General features: G+C 58.6%; 15 protein-coding genes and 1 pseudogene. 7 read left to right on the top strand and 9 right to left on the bottom strand.

Going from position 1 to position 17,087, the window contains the following annotated elements; all coding sequences use genetic code 11:
• Positions 1–54 precede the first annotated feature (54 nt).
• From EYC95_RS18025 to gcl, 3 genes are all read right to left on the bottom strand, one after another.
• On the bottom strand, positions 55–945 hold the full coding sequence (locus tag EYC95_RS18025; protein WP_131061574.1) for a 2-hydroxy-3-oxopropionate reductase: 891 nt from the start codon (positions 943–945) through the stop codon (positions 55–57).
• Positions 946–1,118: 173 nt separating this feature from the next.
• Complete coding sequence (hyi, locus tag EYC95_RS18020; protein ID WP_131061573.1) at positions 1,119–1,901, bottom strand: hydroxypyruvate isomerase; 783 nt, start codon at positions 1,899–1,901, stop codon at positions 1,119–1,121.
• A gap of 142 nt (positions 1,902–2,043) precedes the next feature.
• Complete coding sequence (gene gcl, locus EYC95_RS18010) at positions 2,044–3,819, bottom strand: glyoxylate carboligase (RefSeq protein WP_131061572.1); 1,776 nt, start codon at positions 3,817–3,819, stop codon at positions 2,044–2,046.
• Between the two features lie 267 nt (positions 3,820–4,086).
• Between gcl and EYC95_RS18005 the strand changes: the two genes are divergently transcribed.
• Together EYC95_RS18005 and EYC95_RS18000 are read left to right on the top strand one after the other, a co-directional pair.
• The gene (locus EYC95_RS18005) at positions 4,087–4,527 is read left to right on the top strand and encodes a heme-binding protein (RefSeq protein WP_131061571.1); all 441 of its coding nucleotides are present in this window, start codon (positions 4,087–4,089) and stop codon (positions 4,525–4,527) included.
• Positions 4,528–4,740: 213 nt separating this feature from the next.
• The gene (locus EYC95_RS18000) at positions 4,741–5,199 is read left to right on the top strand and encodes a transposase (protein ID WP_131061570.1); all 459 of its coding nucleotides are present in this window, start codon (positions 4,741–4,743) and stop codon (positions 5,197–5,199) included.
• A gap of 125 nt (positions 5,200–5,324) precedes the next feature.
• On the opposite strand, the gene EYC95_RS17995 is transcribed toward EYC95_RS18000, so the two are convergent.
• Entirely contained in the window at positions 5,325–5,933 is a 609-nt protein-coding gene (locus EYC95_RS17995) for a TetR/AcrR family transcriptional regulator (RefSeq protein WP_131061569.1), read from the bottom strand.
• A gap of 134 nt (positions 5,934–6,067) precedes the next feature.
• Between EYC95_RS17995 and EYC95_RS17990 the strand changes: the two genes are divergently transcribed.
• Complete coding sequence (locus tag EYC95_RS17990) at positions 6,068–6,982, top strand: DUF808 domain-containing protein (RefSeq protein WP_131061568.1); 915 nt, start codon at positions 6,068–6,070, stop codon at positions 6,980–6,982.
• A 191-nt stretch (positions 6,983–7,173) separates the two neighbouring features.
• Here EYC95_RS17990 and EYC95_RS17985 read toward each other — a convergent pair whose 3' ends face one another.
• Together EYC95_RS17985 and EYC95_RS17980 are read right to left on the bottom strand one after the other, a co-directional pair.
• On the bottom strand, positions 7,174–7,962 hold the full coding sequence (locus EYC95_RS17985; RefSeq protein ID WP_131061567.1) for a VacJ family lipoprotein: 789 nt from the start codon (positions 7,960–7,962) through the stop codon (positions 7,174–7,176).
• The gene (locus EYC95_RS17980) at positions 7,955–9,253 is read right to left on the bottom strand and encodes a serine/threonine protein kinase (protein WP_131061566.1); all 1,299 of its coding nucleotides are present in this window, start codon (positions 9,251–9,253) and stop codon (positions 7,955–7,957) included. The genes EYC95_RS17985 and EYC95_RS17980 overlap by 8 nt, the downstream gene beginning before the upstream one ends.
• Positions 9,254–9,477: 224 nt before the next feature.
• Here EYC95_RS17980 and EYC95_RS17975 point away from each other — a divergent pair, with 224 nt between their 5' ends.
• Positions 9,478–9,846, top strand: a complete 369-nt coding sequence (locus EYC95_RS17975; protein WP_131061565.1) for a hypothetical protein — start codon at positions 9,478–9,480, stop codon at positions 9,844–9,846.
• A 122-nt stretch (positions 9,847–9,968) separates the two neighbouring features.
• On the opposite strand, the gene EYC95_RS17970 is transcribed toward EYC95_RS17975, so the two are convergent.
• On the bottom strand, positions 9,969–11,564 hold the full coding sequence (locus EYC95_RS17970; RefSeq protein WP_131061644.1) for a beta (1-6) glucans synthase: 1,596 nt from the start codon (positions 11,562–11,564) through the stop codon (positions 9,969–9,971).
• 299 nt (positions 11,565–11,863) lie between these two features.
• Here EYC95_RS17970 and EYC95_RS17960 point away from each other — a divergent pair, with 299 nt between their 5' ends.
• The 3 genes from EYC95_RS17960 (at position 11,864) to EYC95_RS17950 (ending at position 14,914) form a co-directional block, all read left to right on the top strand.
• A complete protein-coding gene (locus EYC95_RS17960; RefSeq protein ID WP_131061563.1) occupies positions 11,864–12,715 on the top strand; it encodes a glycine betaine ABC transporter substrate-binding protein in 852 nt (283 codons plus the stop codon).
• Positions 12,716–12,947: 232 nt separating this feature from the next.
• Positions 12,948–13,259 carry a DUF485 domain-containing protein gene (locus tag EYC95_RS17955; RefSeq protein ID WP_131061562.1) on the top strand — a complete coding sequence of 104 codons (312 nt, stop codon included), beginning with the start codon at positions 12,948–12,950 and terminating at the stop codon, positions 13,257–13,259.
• Complete coding sequence (locus tag EYC95_RS17950) at positions 13,256–14,914, top strand: cation acetate symporter (RefSeq protein WP_131061561.1); 1,659 nt, start codon at positions 13,256–13,258, stop codon at positions 14,912–14,914. Before EYC95_RS17955 ends, EYC95_RS17950 begins: the two co-directional genes overlap by 4 nt.
• A 227-nt stretch (positions 14,915–15,141) precedes the next feature.
• Here EYC95_RS17950 and EYC95_RS17945 read toward each other — a convergent pair whose 3' ends face one another.
• Positions 15,142–16,446, bottom strand: a complete 1,305-nt coding sequence (locus tag EYC95_RS17945; protein WP_131061643.1) for an IS4 family transposase — start codon at positions 16,444–16,446, stop codon at positions 15,142–15,144.
• A 321-nt stretch (positions 16,447–16,767) separates the two neighbouring features.
• Positions 16,768–17,087: pseudogene (locus EYC95_RS30370) on the bottom strand (hypothetical protein); the annotation flags it as partial.

Here is a 17,087-nt window from a genome sequence, read left to right as displayed (position 1 = left end):
TCCCGGGCTGCATTCCCACGCAGAGCGTGGGAACGATCAGTGCCGGGGCAGGGCTTACTTATCGCGAATCGAGAAGTTCGCCATGTGTTCCAGGCCTTTGATCAGCGCCGAGTGGTCCCAGTTGCTGCCACCGATGGCCGCGCAGGTGCTGAACACTTGTTGGGTGTTGGCGGTGTTCGGCAGGTTGATGCCCAACTCGCGCGCGCCGGCCAGGGCCAGGTTGAGGTCCTTCTGGTGCAGGCTGATGCGGAAGCCCGGGTCGAAGGTGCCTTTGATCATGCGCTCGCCATGCACTTCGAGGATCTTCGACGACGCGAAACCGCCCATCAACGCTTCACGCACCTTGGCTGGATCGGCACCGTTTTTCGAGGCGAACAGCAGGGCTTCGGCCACAGCCTGGATGTTCAGCGCCACGATGATCTGGTTCGCCACTTTCGCGGTCTGACCGTCGCCATTGCCACCGACCAGGGTGATGTTCTTGCCCATGGCCTGGAACAGCGGCAGTACGCGTTCGAAGGCATCGGCATCGCCGCCGACCATGATGCTCAGGGTCGCAGCCTTGGCACCGACTTCACCGCCGGACACTGGCGCGTCAAGGTACTGAGCGCCTTTTTCGTTGATTTTGGCGGCGAAGGCTTTGGTGGCGGTCGGCGAGATCGAGCTCATGTCGATCACGACTTTGCCTTTGCCGACACCGGCCGCAACGCCGTCGGCGCGGAACAGCACGTCATCGACCTGCGGGGTATCCGGCACCATGATGATGATGAATTCGGCTTCTTGTGCCACTTCTTTCGGGTTCGCCAGGGCGACGGCGCCACCTGCAACCAAGTCGGCCGGGGCTGGGTCGTGATGCGCCGACAGGAACAGGCTGTGACCGGCTTTCTGCAGGTTCAATGCCATTGGGTGGCCCATGATGCCGGTGCCGATAAATCCGATTTTAGCCATGAGAAATTCCTCTTGTTTTTATTGCTCTGTTCGCAAAATTCGTGGGGTGTCAGCGAGGGCGCCTTCGCGGGCAAGCCTCGCTCCTACGGGTATGTGTCGGTCGCCCAATTGCGTATCAACCTGATCCTGTAGGAGCGAGGCTTGCCCGCGAAGAACGATGACGCGGTGTTCGATCAGATCGCGTTATGGGTTTTAAGCCAGCCCAGACCCGCTTCAGTAGTGGTCAGCGGCTTGTATTCACAGCCAACCCAACCCTGATAACCGATGCGGTCGAGGTGTTCGAACAGGAAGCGGTAGTTGATTTCACCGGTGCCCGGTTCGTTGCGCCCAGGGTTGTCGGCCAACTGGATGTGGTTGATCTCGCCCAGGTGCGCAGCCATGGTGCGGGCCAGGTCGCCCTCCATGATTTGCATGTGGTAGATGTCGTATTGCAGGAACAGGTTGGCGCTGCCGACCTGTTCGCGAATCGACAGGGCTTGCGCCGTGTTGTTCAGGTAGAAGCCCGGGATGTCGCGGGTATTGATCGCTTCCATCACCAGTTTGATGCCCGCCGCTTGCAGCTTGTCGGCGGCGTACTTGAGGTTGGCGACGAAGGTTTTTTCCACGGTGGCATCGTCGACGCCTTGTGGACGAATACCCGCCAGGCAGTTGACCTGGGTGTTGCCCAATACTTGCGCGTAAGCGATCGCCAGATCGACACCGGCGCGGAACTCTTCTACCCGGTCCGGCAGGCACGCGATACCGCGTTCGCCCTTGGCCCAGTCACCGGCCGGCAGGTTGAACAGCACTTGGGTCAGGCCGTTGGCGTCGAGCTTGGCCTTGATCTCGGCGGAGCTGAAGTCGTAGGGGAACAGGTATTCGACACCACTGAAGCCGGCCTTGGCGGCCGCTTCGAAACGGGCAAGAAAATCCTGCTCAGTGAACAGCATGGACAGGTTGGCTGCGAAACGCGGCATGGTGGTCTCCCGTAAATCTGTGAGGCCCCCCCCTGTAGGAGCGAGGCTTGCCCGCGAAGGCATCGTGTCAGTCGACATCAATGTTGAATGGTACGACGCCTTCGCGGGCAAGCCTCGCTCCTACAGGGGGGGCGTTCAGCTGTTAGTCCAGCAACGAAATCGCGGTTGGCGCATCGTTGCCGACCAGCGCCAGGTCTTCGAATTCGTTGACGGCGTTGATCTCGGTGCCCATGGAAATGTTGGTCACGCGCTCCAGAATAATCTCGACGATCACCGGCACCTTGAACTCTTCGATCAGTTCCTGGGCCTTGCGCAGGGCAGGCTGGATCTGACCCGGTTCGAACACACGCAGCGCCTTGCAGCCGAGGCCTTCGGCGACCGCAACGTGATCGACACCGTAACCGTTGAGTTCCGGAGCGTTGAGGTTATCGAAGGACAGCTGCACGCAGTAGTCCATGTCGAAACCACGCTGAGCCTGACGAATCAGCCCCAGGTACGAATTGTTTACCACAACGTGGATGTACGGCAGCTTGAACTGAGCGCCCACCGCCAACTCTTCGATCATGAACTGGAAATCATAGTCGCCCGACAGTGCCACGACCTTGCGGGTCGGATCAGCCTTGACCACGCCCAATGCTGCCGGAATGGTCCAGCCCAACGGGCCGGCCTGGCCGCAGTTGATCCAGTGACGCGGCTTGTAGACGTGCAGGAACTGCGCGCCGGCAATCTGCGACAGACCGATGGTGCTGACGTAGCACGTGTCTTTGCCGAACACCTGGTTCATCTCTTCGTAAACGCGTTGCGGCTTGACCGGCACGTTGTCGAAGTGAGTCTTGCGCTGCAGGCTGGCTTTACGCTGCTGGCAGTCTTGCAACCAGGCACTGCGGTTTTTCAGCTTGCCGGCGGCTTGCCATTCGCGAGCGACTTCGATGAACACGGTCAGCGCGGCAGCGGCGTCGGAAACGATGCCCAGGTCCGGGGTGAACACGCGGCCGATCTGGGTCGGTTCGATGTCAACGTGAATGAATTTGCGGCCTTCGGTGTAAACGTCGATCGAACCGGTGTGACGGTTGGCCCAACGGTTACCGACACCCAGTACCAGGTCGGACTTGAGCATCGTCGCGTTGCCGTAGCGGTGCGAGGTTTGCAGACCGACCATGCCGACCATCAATGGGTGATCGTCCGGAATGGTGCCCCAGCCCATCAGGGTCGGGATGACCGGAATGCCGGTCAGCTCGGCGAACTCCACCAGCAACTCGCTGGCGTCGGCATTGATGATGCCGCCACCGGCAACCAGCAGCGGGCGCTCGGCCTGATCGAGCATGGCCAGGGCCTTCTCGATTTGCACGCGGTTAGCGGTCGGCTTGGCCAGCGGCAGTGGCTCGTAGGCGTCGATGTCGAATTCGATTTCGGCCATCTGCACATCGAACGGCAGGTCGATCAGCACCGGGCCTGGACGGCCGGAGCGCATTTCATAGAAGGCTTTCTGGAACGCATACGGCACCTGGCCCGGCTCCATGACCGTGGTTGCCCACTTGGTCACTGGCTTGACGATCGCGGTGATGTCGACAGCCTGGAAGTCTTCCTTGTGCATACGGGCGCGGGGGGCTTGCCCGGTAATGCACAGAATCGGGATCGAGTCGGCCGAGGCGCTGTAGAGCCCGGTGACCATGTCGGTGCCGGCCGGGCCGGAGGTGCCGATGCACACGCCGATGTTGCCGGCCTTGGTGCGGGTGTAGCCCTCGGCCATGTGCGAGGCACCTTCAACGTGGCGCGCGAGGACGTGATCGATGCCACCGACCTTCTGCAAGGCGTTGTACAGCGGGTTGATCGCGGCGCCCGGGATGCCAAAAGCGGTATCAACCCCTTCACGGCGCATCACCAGAACGGCGGCTTCGATTGCTCTCATTTTGCTCATGGTTTTGTGCCTCTTACGTTTTGTAATTGTATACAAGTGGCTTTGCGCAGAGTGTATTCACGGCGGACGGCGCAGGTCAATCCATTTTCTCAAGCGACTGTTTCATTCGTCGGAAGCCCGTGCTGCTGTGGCTTTTCGTCGCATGTGGCGCTTTTCGAGAATTATTGTATACAAAAAAATAACTCATTGTGTTCTATTTGTTGCATCGGACTGCGGCACAAGCGCGCAGTCCACTGGCTTTCCCTATAACAAAATGAGGACGGCACCATGAGCGCTTTAACCTTGAAAGTTGCAGTCAACCTGATCAATCAGGCCATCACCGCAGGGCGTGCAATCTCGGCGGCTCCACTGACCATCGCGGTCCTGGATGCCGGCGGGCACTTGATTACCCTGCAACGCGAAGACGGCGCCAGCCTGCTGCGCCCGCAGGTCGCCATCGGCAAAGCCTGGGGCGCCATCGCCCTCGGCAAGGGTTCACGGCTGCTGGCACTGGACGCCCAACAACGTCCGGCCTTCTTCGCGGCGCTAAATAGCCTGGGACAGGGCAGCGTCGTGCCGGCACCGGGTGGTGTGTTGATTCGGGATCAGGACGGGAACGTGCTGGGGGCGGTCGGGATCAGCGGGGATTTGTCGGATGTTGACGAGCAATGTGCGATCAGTGCGATCGAGGCGGTAGGGTTGCGGGCGGATGCGGGGGTGACTGCTTGATTTGTGGTGAATGATTGACCGCTTTCGCGAGCAAGCCCGCTCCCACAGGGGATCGGTGGTGGACACAAAATGTCTGAACACCGTCAATCCACTGTGGGAGCGGGCTTGCTCGCGAAGGCAATCTCACAGACACATCCAGCTAAGAGTCTTCACTCAGTTTTCCGTTCGCTGATCTAGCCTTCTCATAAATTCAACCATGAGAGAGGCAAAGGAATGCCTGAGCTGTCAGCTTCACACCGCCTGCGCATCGGCCGCTATGGCGAACAAAACCGCATCTATCTTCTAACTGCCAATACTCTCAAGCGGGAGCCTGTTTTCACGGATTACACCTTGGGCAGATTAGTCGTACACCAATTCAAGCAAGCACAGGAGCAAGGGTTTGCCGATTCTTTGGCCTTTGTGGTCATGCCTGACCATTTTCACTGGTTGATTCAGTTACAAAGAGGGTCGCTGGGCCAATTGATGTGCCAGACCAAATCGTTGAGTACTCGATCGATCAATACGGCGACTGGCCGGGCAGGCAGTCTTTGGCAGCAGGGTTTTCACGATCGAGCATTGAGGCGGGAGGAGGATTTGGTGAAGCTTGCTCGTTATGTTGTCGCCAACCCATTGCGGGCGGGGTTGGTGGAGAAGCTTGGCGATTATCCGTTGTGGGACGCTATCTGGGTTTGATCTGAAACCGAGTTGCCGCCATTCGCGAGCAAGCCCGCTCCCACAGGATCTCTGGTGTACACAAAAACTGTGAACACCAGAGATCCTGTGGGAGCGGGCTTGCTCGCGAATGGCGGCGCCGCTGTCTACCGATCAGGCTCACACCCTTTAAGCACCAACCGAATAATCGTCTGCGCCGCCGCTTCATAATCCTCTTCATCCAGCTTGGCCTTGCCAGTGATGGCAGTGATCTGCCAGTCAAAGTCGGCATACGTCTGAGTCGCGGCCCAGATGCTGAACATCAGGTGGTTAGGGTCGATCGAAGCGATCTGGCCGCGGTCGATCCAGGTCTGGATGCAGTCGATGTTGTGCTTGGCCTGGCCGTTCAGTTGTTCGACCAGGTCGGCGCTCAGGTGCGGGGCGCCGTGCATGATTTCGCTGGCAAACACTTTGGAGGCGAAAGGCAGGTCGCGGGAGATGCGGATTTTCGAGCGAATGTAGCCGCTCAGCACTTCACTGGGCACGCCGTCGGCGTTGAACGGCGTCGAGGCCTGCAAGATGGGCTCGATGATGCTTTCCAGGACCTCGCGGTAGAGGTTTTCCTTGGATTTGAAATAGTAATAGACGTTGGGCTTGGGCAGCCCCGCCTTGGCTGCGATGTCACTGGTTTTGGTCGCAGCGAAGCCCTTGTCCGCAAATTCTTCACTGGCGGCACGCAGGATCAGTTCTTTGTTGCGCTCGCGGATAGTGCTCATAAACCAGGGGGTTCCTTGCCTGTTCTGGCGGTTGCGCATGGTAGCACCGGGCTCGCGCGGCGCTCAAGAATGCCCCGTGTGGCGCTCGGTCGCGCTATGCTGCGCAGCATTCATTCCAGAAGGACACCTGATTCATGGCAGGAAGCAGTTTGCTGTTGCTGATTGACGACATTGCCGCGGTTCTCGACGACGTGGCGTTGATGACCAAAATGGCCGCCAAGAAGACCGCCGGCGTGCTCGGCGACGATCTCGCGCTCAACGCCCAGCAGGTCAGCGGCGTACGTGCCGAGCGGGAAATCCCGGTCGTATGGGCGGTGGCCAAGGGCTCGTTTCTCAACAAACTGATCCTGGTGCCGTCAGCCCTGGCCATCAGCGCATTCATTCCCTGGCTAGTCACGCCGTTGTTGATGATCGGCGGCGCGTATCTGTGCTTCGAAGGTTTCGAGAAACTCGCCCACAAATTCCTGCACAGCAAGGCTGAAGACCAGGCCGAGCATGCTGAACTGGTCGAGGCGGTGGCCGATCCGGCGGTCGATCTGGTGGCGTTCGAGCAGGACAAGATCAAGGGCGCCGTGCGCACTGACTTCATTCTGTCGGCGGAAATCATCGCCATCACCCTAGGCACTGTGGCAGGTGCGTCGTTGACCCAGCAGGTCATCGTGCTCTCAGGCATCGCCATCGTCATGACCGTCGGCGTCTATGGACTGGTCGCGGGCATCGTCAAACTCGATGACCTCGGCCTGTGGCTGACCCAGAAGCCCGGGCAGATGGCCAAAAGCATCGGCGGCGGGATTCTGCGTGCGGCGCCGTACATGATGAAAAGCCTGTCGGTGATCGGGACTGCGGCGATGTTTTTGGTGGGTGGCGGGATTCTCACTCACGGCGTGCCGGTGGTTCATCACTGGATTGAAAGTGTCAGCGCGGGGGCTGGCGGTGCCGGGTTTATCGTGCCGACGTTGCTGAATGCGGTGGCGGGGATTGTGGCGGGGGCGGTGGTGTTGGCGGTTGTGGTGGTAGTCAGCAAGATTTACAAGACGATTAAAGACTAAAGCCTGGCACTGACCAACTGTGGGAGCGGGCTTGCTCCCGAAGGCGGTCTGTCAGTTGACTCAAAAGTTGACTGACATGACGCCTTCGCGAGCAAGCCCGCTCCCACATTGGTTTTGTGGGGTTTGGGGTTTCTCGTATGAAAAAAGGCCATTCGATCTGCATCGAATGGCCTTTTTTGTTACCGCCGGAATTACTCGGCGATCTGCAACTTGCGTGACTCGGTATAAACGTAACGCACTTTCTCGTACTCGAACGGCGAGTTCAGCTGGCCGTAGCGGAAGCTGTTCTGGTAGCGCTTGTCGACGCCCCGCAGGACCCAGACCTCAGGATGGTTGGAGCTGACGTCCGAAACGTTCAGGAAGTTGATCGCCGATTCTGCGCTGAAGTCCACCACCAGGCCGCCCGTGTCGCGGATGTTCGAAGGGCCGAGGATCGGCAACACGAAGTAGGCGCCGCCCGGTACACCGTAGAAGCCGAGAGTCTGACCGAAGTCTTCGGCCTGACGTGGCAGACCCATGGCGGTGGCCGGGTCCCACAGGCCGGCGATGCCGACGGTGGTGTTGAGCAGCAGGCGCGCGGTGGTTTCCATCGAACGCTTGCCTTTGAACTGCAGCAGGCTGTTCATCAGGTTCGGCACATCGCCGATGTTATTGAAGAAGTTGCTCACGCCGGTGCGCAGGAAACTCGGGGTGATGTAGCGATAACCGTCGACCACCGGCAGGAACACCCATTGGTCGAAGCGGTAGTTGAAGTGATAAACCCGGCGGTTCCACTCTTCCAGCGGGTCGTAGACGTTCAGCGCATTGAGCGTGGAGCGTTCGAACTCGCGCTGATCCAGCCCCGGGTTGAATTTGAGTTTGCTGAGCGGCTCCTTGAAGCCGTCACTGTCGATAACAACCGGTGCGTTGGCTTTGCTGTTGTCGGCATTGGCGACGCCTGCACAGAGTAACGCTGCGATAAGCAGGAGGTATTTAGCCACGGAAAAACTCCAGCATGGCGTCGCTGTTGACGCGGTAATTAAGGTTGCCGCAATGGCCGCCCAGTGGATAAACGGTCAAACGATCGCCGAAGGTCCTGCGCAGGAAGCCGAGGTCACCCGGGCCGAGGATCACGTCGTCGGCGTTGTGCATGACAGCGATTTTCGGGCTGTCATGCAGGTAATCCTTCAAGGCGTAGAGGCTGGCCTGATCGATCAGTTGCAGCAGGCTCCCGCCATCGGTTCGTGCACGCCACATCGGGATCACTTGTTCGGTGATGTAGCAGTCGAAGTCGCACTGCAGCGCACGCTTGAGGTACGGCGTGAGGCTGGAGCCTTCGGTGATCGGGGTTTTTGGCGGGGTGATCAGGCCACGACGGTTGATCAGGTCCGAGGTGAAGGCAATGTCGGCCGCCGAGAAGCGGAACGAGGTGCCGATCAGCATGGCCATCTGTTCGTTGGTCAGGTGCTGCTTGGACTGCTGGAAGTCGTAGAGCAGGGCATCGTTGAGGTCGATGTAGCCTTTTTGCTGGAAGTAGCGGGTCAGTTTGTTCAGCACCAGTTCATAGAAGGTGGTGCTGTTGTTGATGCCCTTGACCTCGGTCTGGACCAGCTTGTCCAGGTTGGTGATCGAGGTGTAGAGGTTGACCGGCGGATTGAGCAGCAAGACTTTCTTGAAGTTGAAGCTGCGGCGGGTTTCGTCCAAGTGCGCGACGAATGCTGCGTCCAGCGCACCGAGGCTGTAACCCGTCAGGTAGTAATCGGTGACAGCGACGTTCGGGTTTTGCGCCCGCACGGCCTGCATCACCCGGTACATGTCTTCGGCATCTTCCTTGGTGATCCCCGGCGTGGCAAAACGTGACGCCGCGCTCATGAAGTCGAAGCTGGTGGGCGACGACAGTTGCACCACGTGATAACCGGCCTTGTAGTAGAGCTTTTTCAGGTACTCGTTGTGGCTGCTGTCATAACGCGCGCCGGTGCCGGCGATCAGGAAGATCAGCGGGGCTGCCTTGTCCTGCGTGGCTATGCGGTAGGTCAGCTTTTTGACCGGCCAGAAGTTGTCCGGCAGTTCGAATGCACGCTCCGGGCGCAGAGTCACGCTGCGTGTCTGCTGATCGATGTCGTCGTCCAGTGGCAACTCCGGACGCAGGTCCGGCGGAGTCGTGGCGATGGTCGCCTCGAACGGGTTGGTCAATGGGTAGCCATAACTGGCGGCGTCGATATCGACCGCCAGTGCGGACGCACTCAAAATAAGGCCGCCAAACAGGGCGGCGAAGCGCAAGGAACGGAGCATGACTAGATCCCTTAGAGGAAGGTGTCGAATAAAGTTCGCAGGCTATGACCACGGGGTTTGCGCCAAAGTGCCATGCTGCGGCACCAATCAGGCCGAATTTCGGATCAATAGTAGCTGGACGATACACTTTGCAGCTATTTCGTGACCAATTATCTGCTATGCGCGTTTGCTTGGCGCTGTCGGGGGATTAAGCTGGCCGCCGTTTTCGTTTATTGGAGTGCTACATGTCCCGCCGTCTGCCTGTGATTCTGCTGCTCGTTCTGCTGCCGTTATGGCTGGCCGCCAGTTATGGCGCGCGTTATGGCTTTATGGAGGATGCGCAGTGGGTTGGCCTCTGCGTGGACGAGGCGAGCCGCTGGGAATGCCTGATTCGTTCGAACCTGGGCTTGATGATTCACTTCAAGGTGTTGGGCTTCGCCGCATTGGCCGCCGCGATCATCGGTTTTGTCGTGCCGGGCCGGGCCGGGTGGTGGCTGGCGGTGCTGGCGCTGGTGTTCGGGTTTCCGGCGCTGGCGTTGTACAACACGACGTTGGCGGTGTTTGCGGTGGTGATTGCGGGGTTGCGTCTGGTTCGGGCGTCTCGTAGCGCCTGATAGTCCCTCTTCGCGGGCAAGCCTCGCTCCTACAGTATTGAGTCGTTCATGAAATTGATGAACGACTCAATACTGTAGGAGCGAGGCTTGCCCGCGAAGAGGCCAGCAGCAACGTTGAAAATTTACCCCTTGCGAACCCGCAAACTGCGCCACAACGCCGCCACCATCAACACACTCACCAGCGCCCAACCCCAGGCTTGCTGGTTCTGCAATCCTTCCTGATACAGCTGCGGCGCAATGCCGGCGCCGATGATGAAGGTCAGCAGGGCGATTTCACGACGCGGCACGCTCACCGGACGGCACAGGTAAACCAGCGCCGGCAGAATGAACGCGACGCTCGGGAAGCTGCGATATCGCGGATCGAGCACCAGCTCCAGCATCATCACCGCCGCCGCAAAACCTGCCGCCGCGACCAGCCAGCCCGCTCGACGCTCCAGTGCATTGAACGCCCGCTCACGCCAACCGGTACGAGCGCTCAAGGTCAGTGCCGCGTGGGCCAGCACCAACAGATTCAAACCCGTCAGCAACGCCACCCATAGCCATTCACTGGCAAAACGCGTAGTGACACGCGCCAGATCGCCCCAGGCGCCAATCGAGCAAGCCGCCAGCGCGCCGAGCAGCGGCAGCACCAATGCAGCGCGCGTGGTGCGTACACGCCCGCCAAGGAACAGCGTGCCCAGGAAGATCAAGCCGCCAACGGCCAGCCACTGCGACCAGTACGGCACGTTCGACACGGGACCGGCCAGCACACCCTTGTCCTGACGATCAGCATCGAACAGCCCCCAGTAACCGCCGACCGCACCTTCGCTGGCACGTTTCCATGGCTGGTCGAAGGCTTCGATCAGGTTGTAATGCCAGCGTTGCTGCTCGGCCATGATGACAAAACCACGGATAAACTTGGCTTCATTGACCCGGCTCGGCAGGGCGGTCTCGCGTTGACGGCCTTCACTCGGCCAGCCGGTTTCGCCAATCACCACATCTTTAGGCGCGAATTTGTTGCCGAACACCTGACGCACTTCAGCCACATGCTGCAACGCGGCGTCGATGTTCGAGGGATCATCTTCCCAGTACGGCAGCAAATGGATGGTCAGGAAATCCACCGCCGGGGCGATTTCCGGGTGCTTGAGCCAAAACTCCCAAACGTCCGCGTAAGTGACCGGCTGCTTGACCTGGCTTTTGACTTTGTTGATCAGCTTCGCCAACTGCGCACCCGTGACTTCCTTGCGCAGCAGGGTTTCGTTGCCGACGATCACCGAGGTCACCACGTCCGCATTGGCGTTGGCCGAGGAGATCAGCAGGTCGACTTCTTTCTCGGTGTCCACCGGGTTGCTATTGACCCAGGCACCGATCATCAGTTTCAGACCATGCTTGCGCGCCAGATCGGGCAAGGCCTCGAGACCGGTCATGGAATAGGTGCGAATACATTCGAAGCTTTTGGCCAGCAGCGCGAGGTCAGCGTCCATGCGCTCGGGGCGCAACTTGAACGGCACATCAAACGGCGACTGGTCCTTGTCGAACGGGGTGTAGGAGGCACATTGCAGCTTGTGCGTCGCGCTGGCTACGTCCGGCAGAATCACCGGTTTGCCGAGGCCGTACCAGAAGCCGCCAAGGGCAAACAGCCCCAGCAGACAAGCGAAAAGATAAGCCAGAAAAGGAAAGCGGGATGTCGCGGGCATGGTCAGGCCGTCTGGGAGCAAAGCCGCGCATGTTACCTGTATTTGCCCCGCGCTAGGGGCCTTGCATGATTTTGACATGCAAAGTTCGGGCGGATTGGCAGGCGCGTCCGAGGCGGTCGTGATTAATGGCGTTCTGATGTCGTTTCTCGATGCCTTGAGGTCGCTGACAGCACAGGTCGTGGTTGTCGTCAGGTTGATTATCGACGCATCAGTGCTCCCAAGATAAATCACGCTGATGTTCGAACGAGTTTGCGGTGAGCGTGATGGGGGCGCTGTGCACCATAACAATACGTTGACGCGACTCGGCACCCGTCGAGCGCAGCACTTTCGGGGAAGTAACGATGAAGATGCGACGACTTTTAGGCGCAGGTGCCGCTCTGGTGCTTGCGATTGGCTCCACGATGGCCAATGCCGAGAGCAAAACCCTGAGCATCGGTTACGTTGACGGTTGGTCCGACAGCGTCGCGACCACGCATGTGGCCGCCGAAGTGATCAAGCAGAAGCTGGGTTATGACGTGAAACTACAAGCCGTCGCCACCGGGATCATGTGGCAGGGCGTGGCCACCGGCAAACTCGACGCCATGTTGTCTGCCTGGCTGCCGGTGACTCACGGCGACTACTGGACCAAGAACAAGGATCAAGTCGTCGATTACGGTCCGAATTTCAAGGATGCAAAAATCGGCTTGATCGTGCCGGAGTACGTGAAGGCAAAAACCCTTGATGACCTGAAAACCGATGACAGCTTCAAAAAACGCATCGTCGGCATCGACGCAGGTTCAGGTGTGATGCTCAAGACTGAACAGGCAATCAAGGATTACGACCTGACCGGGTATCAGCTCAAGGCCAGTTCCGGCGCCGGCATGATTGCCGAGCTGACCCGTGCCGAGAAGAAAAACGAATCCATTGCTGTGACCGGTTGGGTGCCGCACTGGATGTTCGCAAAGTGGAAACTGCGCTTCCTGGACGACCCGAAAGGCGTCTATGGCGCGGCTGAAACCGTGAACAGCATCGGCAGCAAAGAACTGGCGACCAAAGCACCGGAAGTGGCCAAGTTCCTGAAGAACTTCCAGTGGGCGTCGAAAGACGAAATCGGCGAAGTCATGTTGGCGATTCAAGATGGCGCCAAGCCTGAAGCCGCCGCGAAGGACTGGGTGGCCAAACACCCGGAACGCGTTGCAGACTGGACCAAATGATTTGAGCTGACGGCTCTAGTCAGTACCTCTCAAGGCCCCTTGGCATATTTGCCAAGGGGCCTTTTGCTTTTCCCCTGTGGGAGCAAGCCCACTCCCACAATGTTTAAGGGGGATGCTGGGAAATGGCGATTCTGTCATGTCGTTCTAATACTAAGGTCGTCTGGAACCTGTTCCGCAGCCGCATAGAGTGGATAACGTTCCAACTTTAATCTGTGCTGCGAGGATAAAAACAATGAACGACAGCATTTACCTCTCGATTCAAAACAGCCCGCGCTTCAAGGAGCTGGTTAGTAAGCGAGAAAAGTTCGCCTGGATTCTTTCAGCGATCATGCTTGGGCTTTACTCCGGATTCATCCTTTTGATTGCTTACGGGCCGCATATTCTGGGGGCGAAAATCAGCCCCGAATCTTCGATTACCTGGGGGATACCGATTGGTGTCGGGTTGATTCTCTCGGCCTTTGTGCTGACTGCAATCTACGTACGACGCGCCAATGGCGAATTCGACGACCTGAACAATCTGATTCTCAAGGAGGCTCAGCAATGATCCGGCGTCTATTGGCTTTATTGAGTGTTGCAGTCTTCGCACCGGGTGCCTGGGCGGCTGAAGCCCTGACCGGCGCCGTTCAGAAACAACCGCTGAACGTCGCCGCGATCCTGATGTTCGTGGCGTTCGTCGGCGCGACTTTGTATATCACCTACTGGGCGTCCAAGAAAAATAACTCGGCAGCTGACTACTATGCGGCCGGCGGCAAGATCACCGGTTTCCAGAATGGTCTGGCGATTGCCGGTGACTACATGTCCGCGGCGTCCTTCCTGGGTATTTCCGCCCTGGTGTTCACTTCCGGCTACGATGGCCTGATCTACTCGATCGGCTTCCTGGTGGGCTGGCCGATCATTCTGTTCCTGATCGCCGAGCGCCTGCGTAACCTGGGTAAATACACCTTTGCCGATGTGGCGTCCTATCGCCTTGGGCAAACCCAGATTCGCTCGCTGTCCGCTTGCGGTTCGCTGGTGGTGGTGGCGTTCTACCTGATCGCGCAAATGGTCGGGGCCGGCAAGCTGATCCAGTTGCTGTTCGGTCTGGATTACCACGTAGCGGTGATCCTGGTCGGCGTCCTGATGTGCATGTACGTTCTGTTCGGCGGCATGCTGGCGACCACTTGGGTGCAGATCATCAAGGCAGTGCTGTTGTTGTCCGGTGCCTCATTCATGGCGCTGATGGTGATGAAGCACGTCAACTTTGACTTCAACACACTGTTCTCCGAGGCGATCAAGGTTCACGCCAAAGGCGAAGCGATCATGAGCCCGGGCGGTCTGGTGAAAGATCCGGTTTCCGCGTTCTCCCTGGGGCTGGCACTGATGTTCGGTACCGCTGGCCTGCCGCATATCCTGATGCGCTTCTTCACCGTGAGTGACGCGAAGGAAGCTCGCAAGAGCGTGCTGTATGCAACCGGCTTCATTGGCTACTTCTACATCCTGACCTTCATCATCGGCTTCGGCGCGATCCTGCTGGTCAGCACCAATCCAGCCTTTAAAGATGCGGCTGGCGCGCTGTTGGGCGGTAACAACATGGCGGCGGTGCACCTGGCCAACGCGGTGGGTGGCAGCATTTTCCTTGGCTTCATCTCGGCGGTAGCGTTCGCGACCATTCTGGCAGTGGTTGCCGGTTTGACTCTGGCCGGTGCTTCGGCGGTGTCTCATGACCTGTATGCCAGCGTGATCAAGAAAGGCAAGGCCAACGAGAAGGACGAGATCCGTGTCTCGAAAATCACCACCATCGCTTTGGCGGTGCTGGCGATCGGCCTGGGCATTCTGTTCGAAAGCCAGAACATCGCATTCATGGTGGGCCTGGCGTTCTCCATCGCAGCGAGCTGTAACTTCCCGGTACTGTTGCTTTCCATGTACTGGAAGAAGCTGACCACTCGCGGTGCGATGATCGGTGGCTGGTTGGGTCTGGTGAGTGCGGTAGGTTTGATGGTACTTGGGCCAACCATTTGGGTGCAGATCCTGCATCACGAGAAGGCTATCTTCCCGTATGAGTATCCTGCGCTGTTCTCGATGGCTATTGCATTTATCGGGATCTGGTTCTTCTCGATCACTGACAAGTCCGCGGCTGGCGTTAAAGAGCGTGCGCTGTTCTTCCCGCAGTTTGTTCGTTCGCAGACTGGGTTGGGGGCGAGTGGGGCGGTTTCTCACTAAGGCTTCGAGATTGTCTGTGTAAGTTGCGTTAAACGAAAAATGCCCCGGTCGAGAGATCGGGGCATTTTTTTTGTTGGGCGGTTATCGGCCCTTGTAGGGGCGAGCGGTGCGGCGTCCCGACTTGCCCGCGAAGGCGGCCTTCGGGCCGACCATGCTGTTGTTGACTGAGTACATATCCATTCCTGCGGTAACGGCGGCTTAGGGTTTCGCCTTTAAGTCCAGCCCTTTCAAGGTGTTTTCCCTTTATGGGCTTTGAGCACTCGATCGGTCGACACATGAGCATTCGCAGCCTTTCCCTCCAGCCACTCCTTGGGCTTGGCGATTTTTGGACCGCGTATGCTTTTGGTAACCTGTTTGGGTTTGATATTCCTGGCCAGCGCCGACAGGCGCTCCGCCAGAGTCTCTGAGGTTGTTTGAAGTAATAGATAATCCGAGGGCAACGCGATCTGCATGCCTTCATAACCGCTGCGCACTTGCACGGCCAGATGGAAGGTCGAAGCTTCCCAACCTTCTGGTTGTGTTTCGCGATGAGCCTGTTCGACACTGCGTTTGAGAACGGCCAAAACATTGTAGGCCAATACCGTCGAGGCAAAGCCCAGCAAAGCCGCGCGGGGAGAGCCGAGGCTTTCGATTTCACTGTCCAGCACCGATTCAAGACGCTGGAACATCCCTTCGATACTCCAGCGACGACGGTATAAATCGGCGATCTGCTCGGCGCTGATGGTGTCGGGCAAGTTGCTCCAGAACCACATCACAGAGTCGCCTGATTCGGTAGGTGTCTGCAGGTTCAGTTCAACTCGGCGCCAGCGGTAGCCGCCTTTGAGTTCGATGATTTGTTCGCGCACTGTTCCGGCTTCGACAAGCATCGGTTCTTGCCAGTCGCTTTCCTGAATCAGCCTTGGAAGTTTGCTTGGCTGGCGAATAATGAACGAAGCGCTCGCTTCCTCGCAGGCCTGCATGACGGGCAGCGTGCAATAAAGCCGATCGGCCATCCACAGCTGTCCCTCACTGGCGCGAGCCAACAACGGCAGCACGCTGACGCGCTCACTGGCATAGGCATCCTCGCAAGGCTGCAAGTCGACGACCTGATCCAGGTCAGGATCGTAGACCACTACTGAAAACCCCGGCCGAGCCGCGCCTCGCTCACGCCGCAAAGCCCCCAAACGCTTTTCGGTAGAAGGCAAGTGGTTGCCGTCAACCACGCGTAGTTGCCAGCCGGGCAAAATGGCTGAACAGCCCAACTCTTCTATCGTCGGCGCCAAGCGTTCTGCGCTACCGGTGACCAAGGCCCGCAGCAACGCGGGTTCTGTGCGGCTGACCTTGTCATAGAGCGCCGCCAGGCTGACCGGTAGATCATCCATCTGGCGCGCGGCAGCATGCAGCGAAGGCCGTAAGCCCAATGAGACAAGGGACATCAGCTCAACGATGGTCGAAAACAAAAGCTCACGCGGGTACTGGCGTTGGCGATGGTTTTCGAACACCTGATCAACCCACTCAGCAGGAATGGCGTGCTCCAGTGCCAACTTGACCATGACACTGGCCGGTGCCTTTTTTTCAAACCGCGCTAGAACTTCTGCCCACATCGCTTAGTCACCCTGACTGGAGTTTTGGGGATTTTAACTGAAGACCTTGAAAGGGCTGGCCCTTACGGCAAGGCACTTTTTTCAAACGCCAAAAAAGTACCCAAAAAGGCTCGCCCCAAGCGTCAGGCCCCTCGCCTGGGCTCGGCGTACCTTCGCTCCGGTATCCATCCGGGGACACTGCCCTCCGGTCTGCTTCGCGACGACCTACATGCAGCGTGTTCGACTGCGTCGCACGGCGCTGCGCGCCACTCCCCGGATGAACACCTCCACTCAGCCTACCGAAAGGGGCGGGTAGATCAAGATCAAAAGCAGGCGAGCTAACGCTCGGCCTGATGAGTGGTGAGAAGCAAAAGCCGTACGCTGCTCTGCTTGCTTTTTGTAGGAGCGAGGCTTGCCCGCGAAGGCGGCCTGACAGCCGACCGATTTCTTGCAGGTGTACATCAATCCCCTGTGGGAGTGAGCCTGCTCGCGATATAGGTAGTCCGTTCCTTTCTCTTCCATACTGATATCGCTGGAAGTCAGTTGTCGGCGAGGAAGGAACATGCACCTGTGGGCTACGAATATGCTCGCGCAGCACTCGATGATTACGC

The sequence above is a fragment of the Pseudomonas sp. BGI-2 genome (assembly GCF_004310295.1).
Classification (GTDB): domain Bacteria; phylum Pseudomonadota; class Gammaproteobacteria; order Pseudomonadales; family Pseudomonadaceae; genus Aquipseudomonas.
Note: the sequence above shows the minus strand (reverse complement) of the source record. Positions and strands in the feature narration are given on the sequence as shown.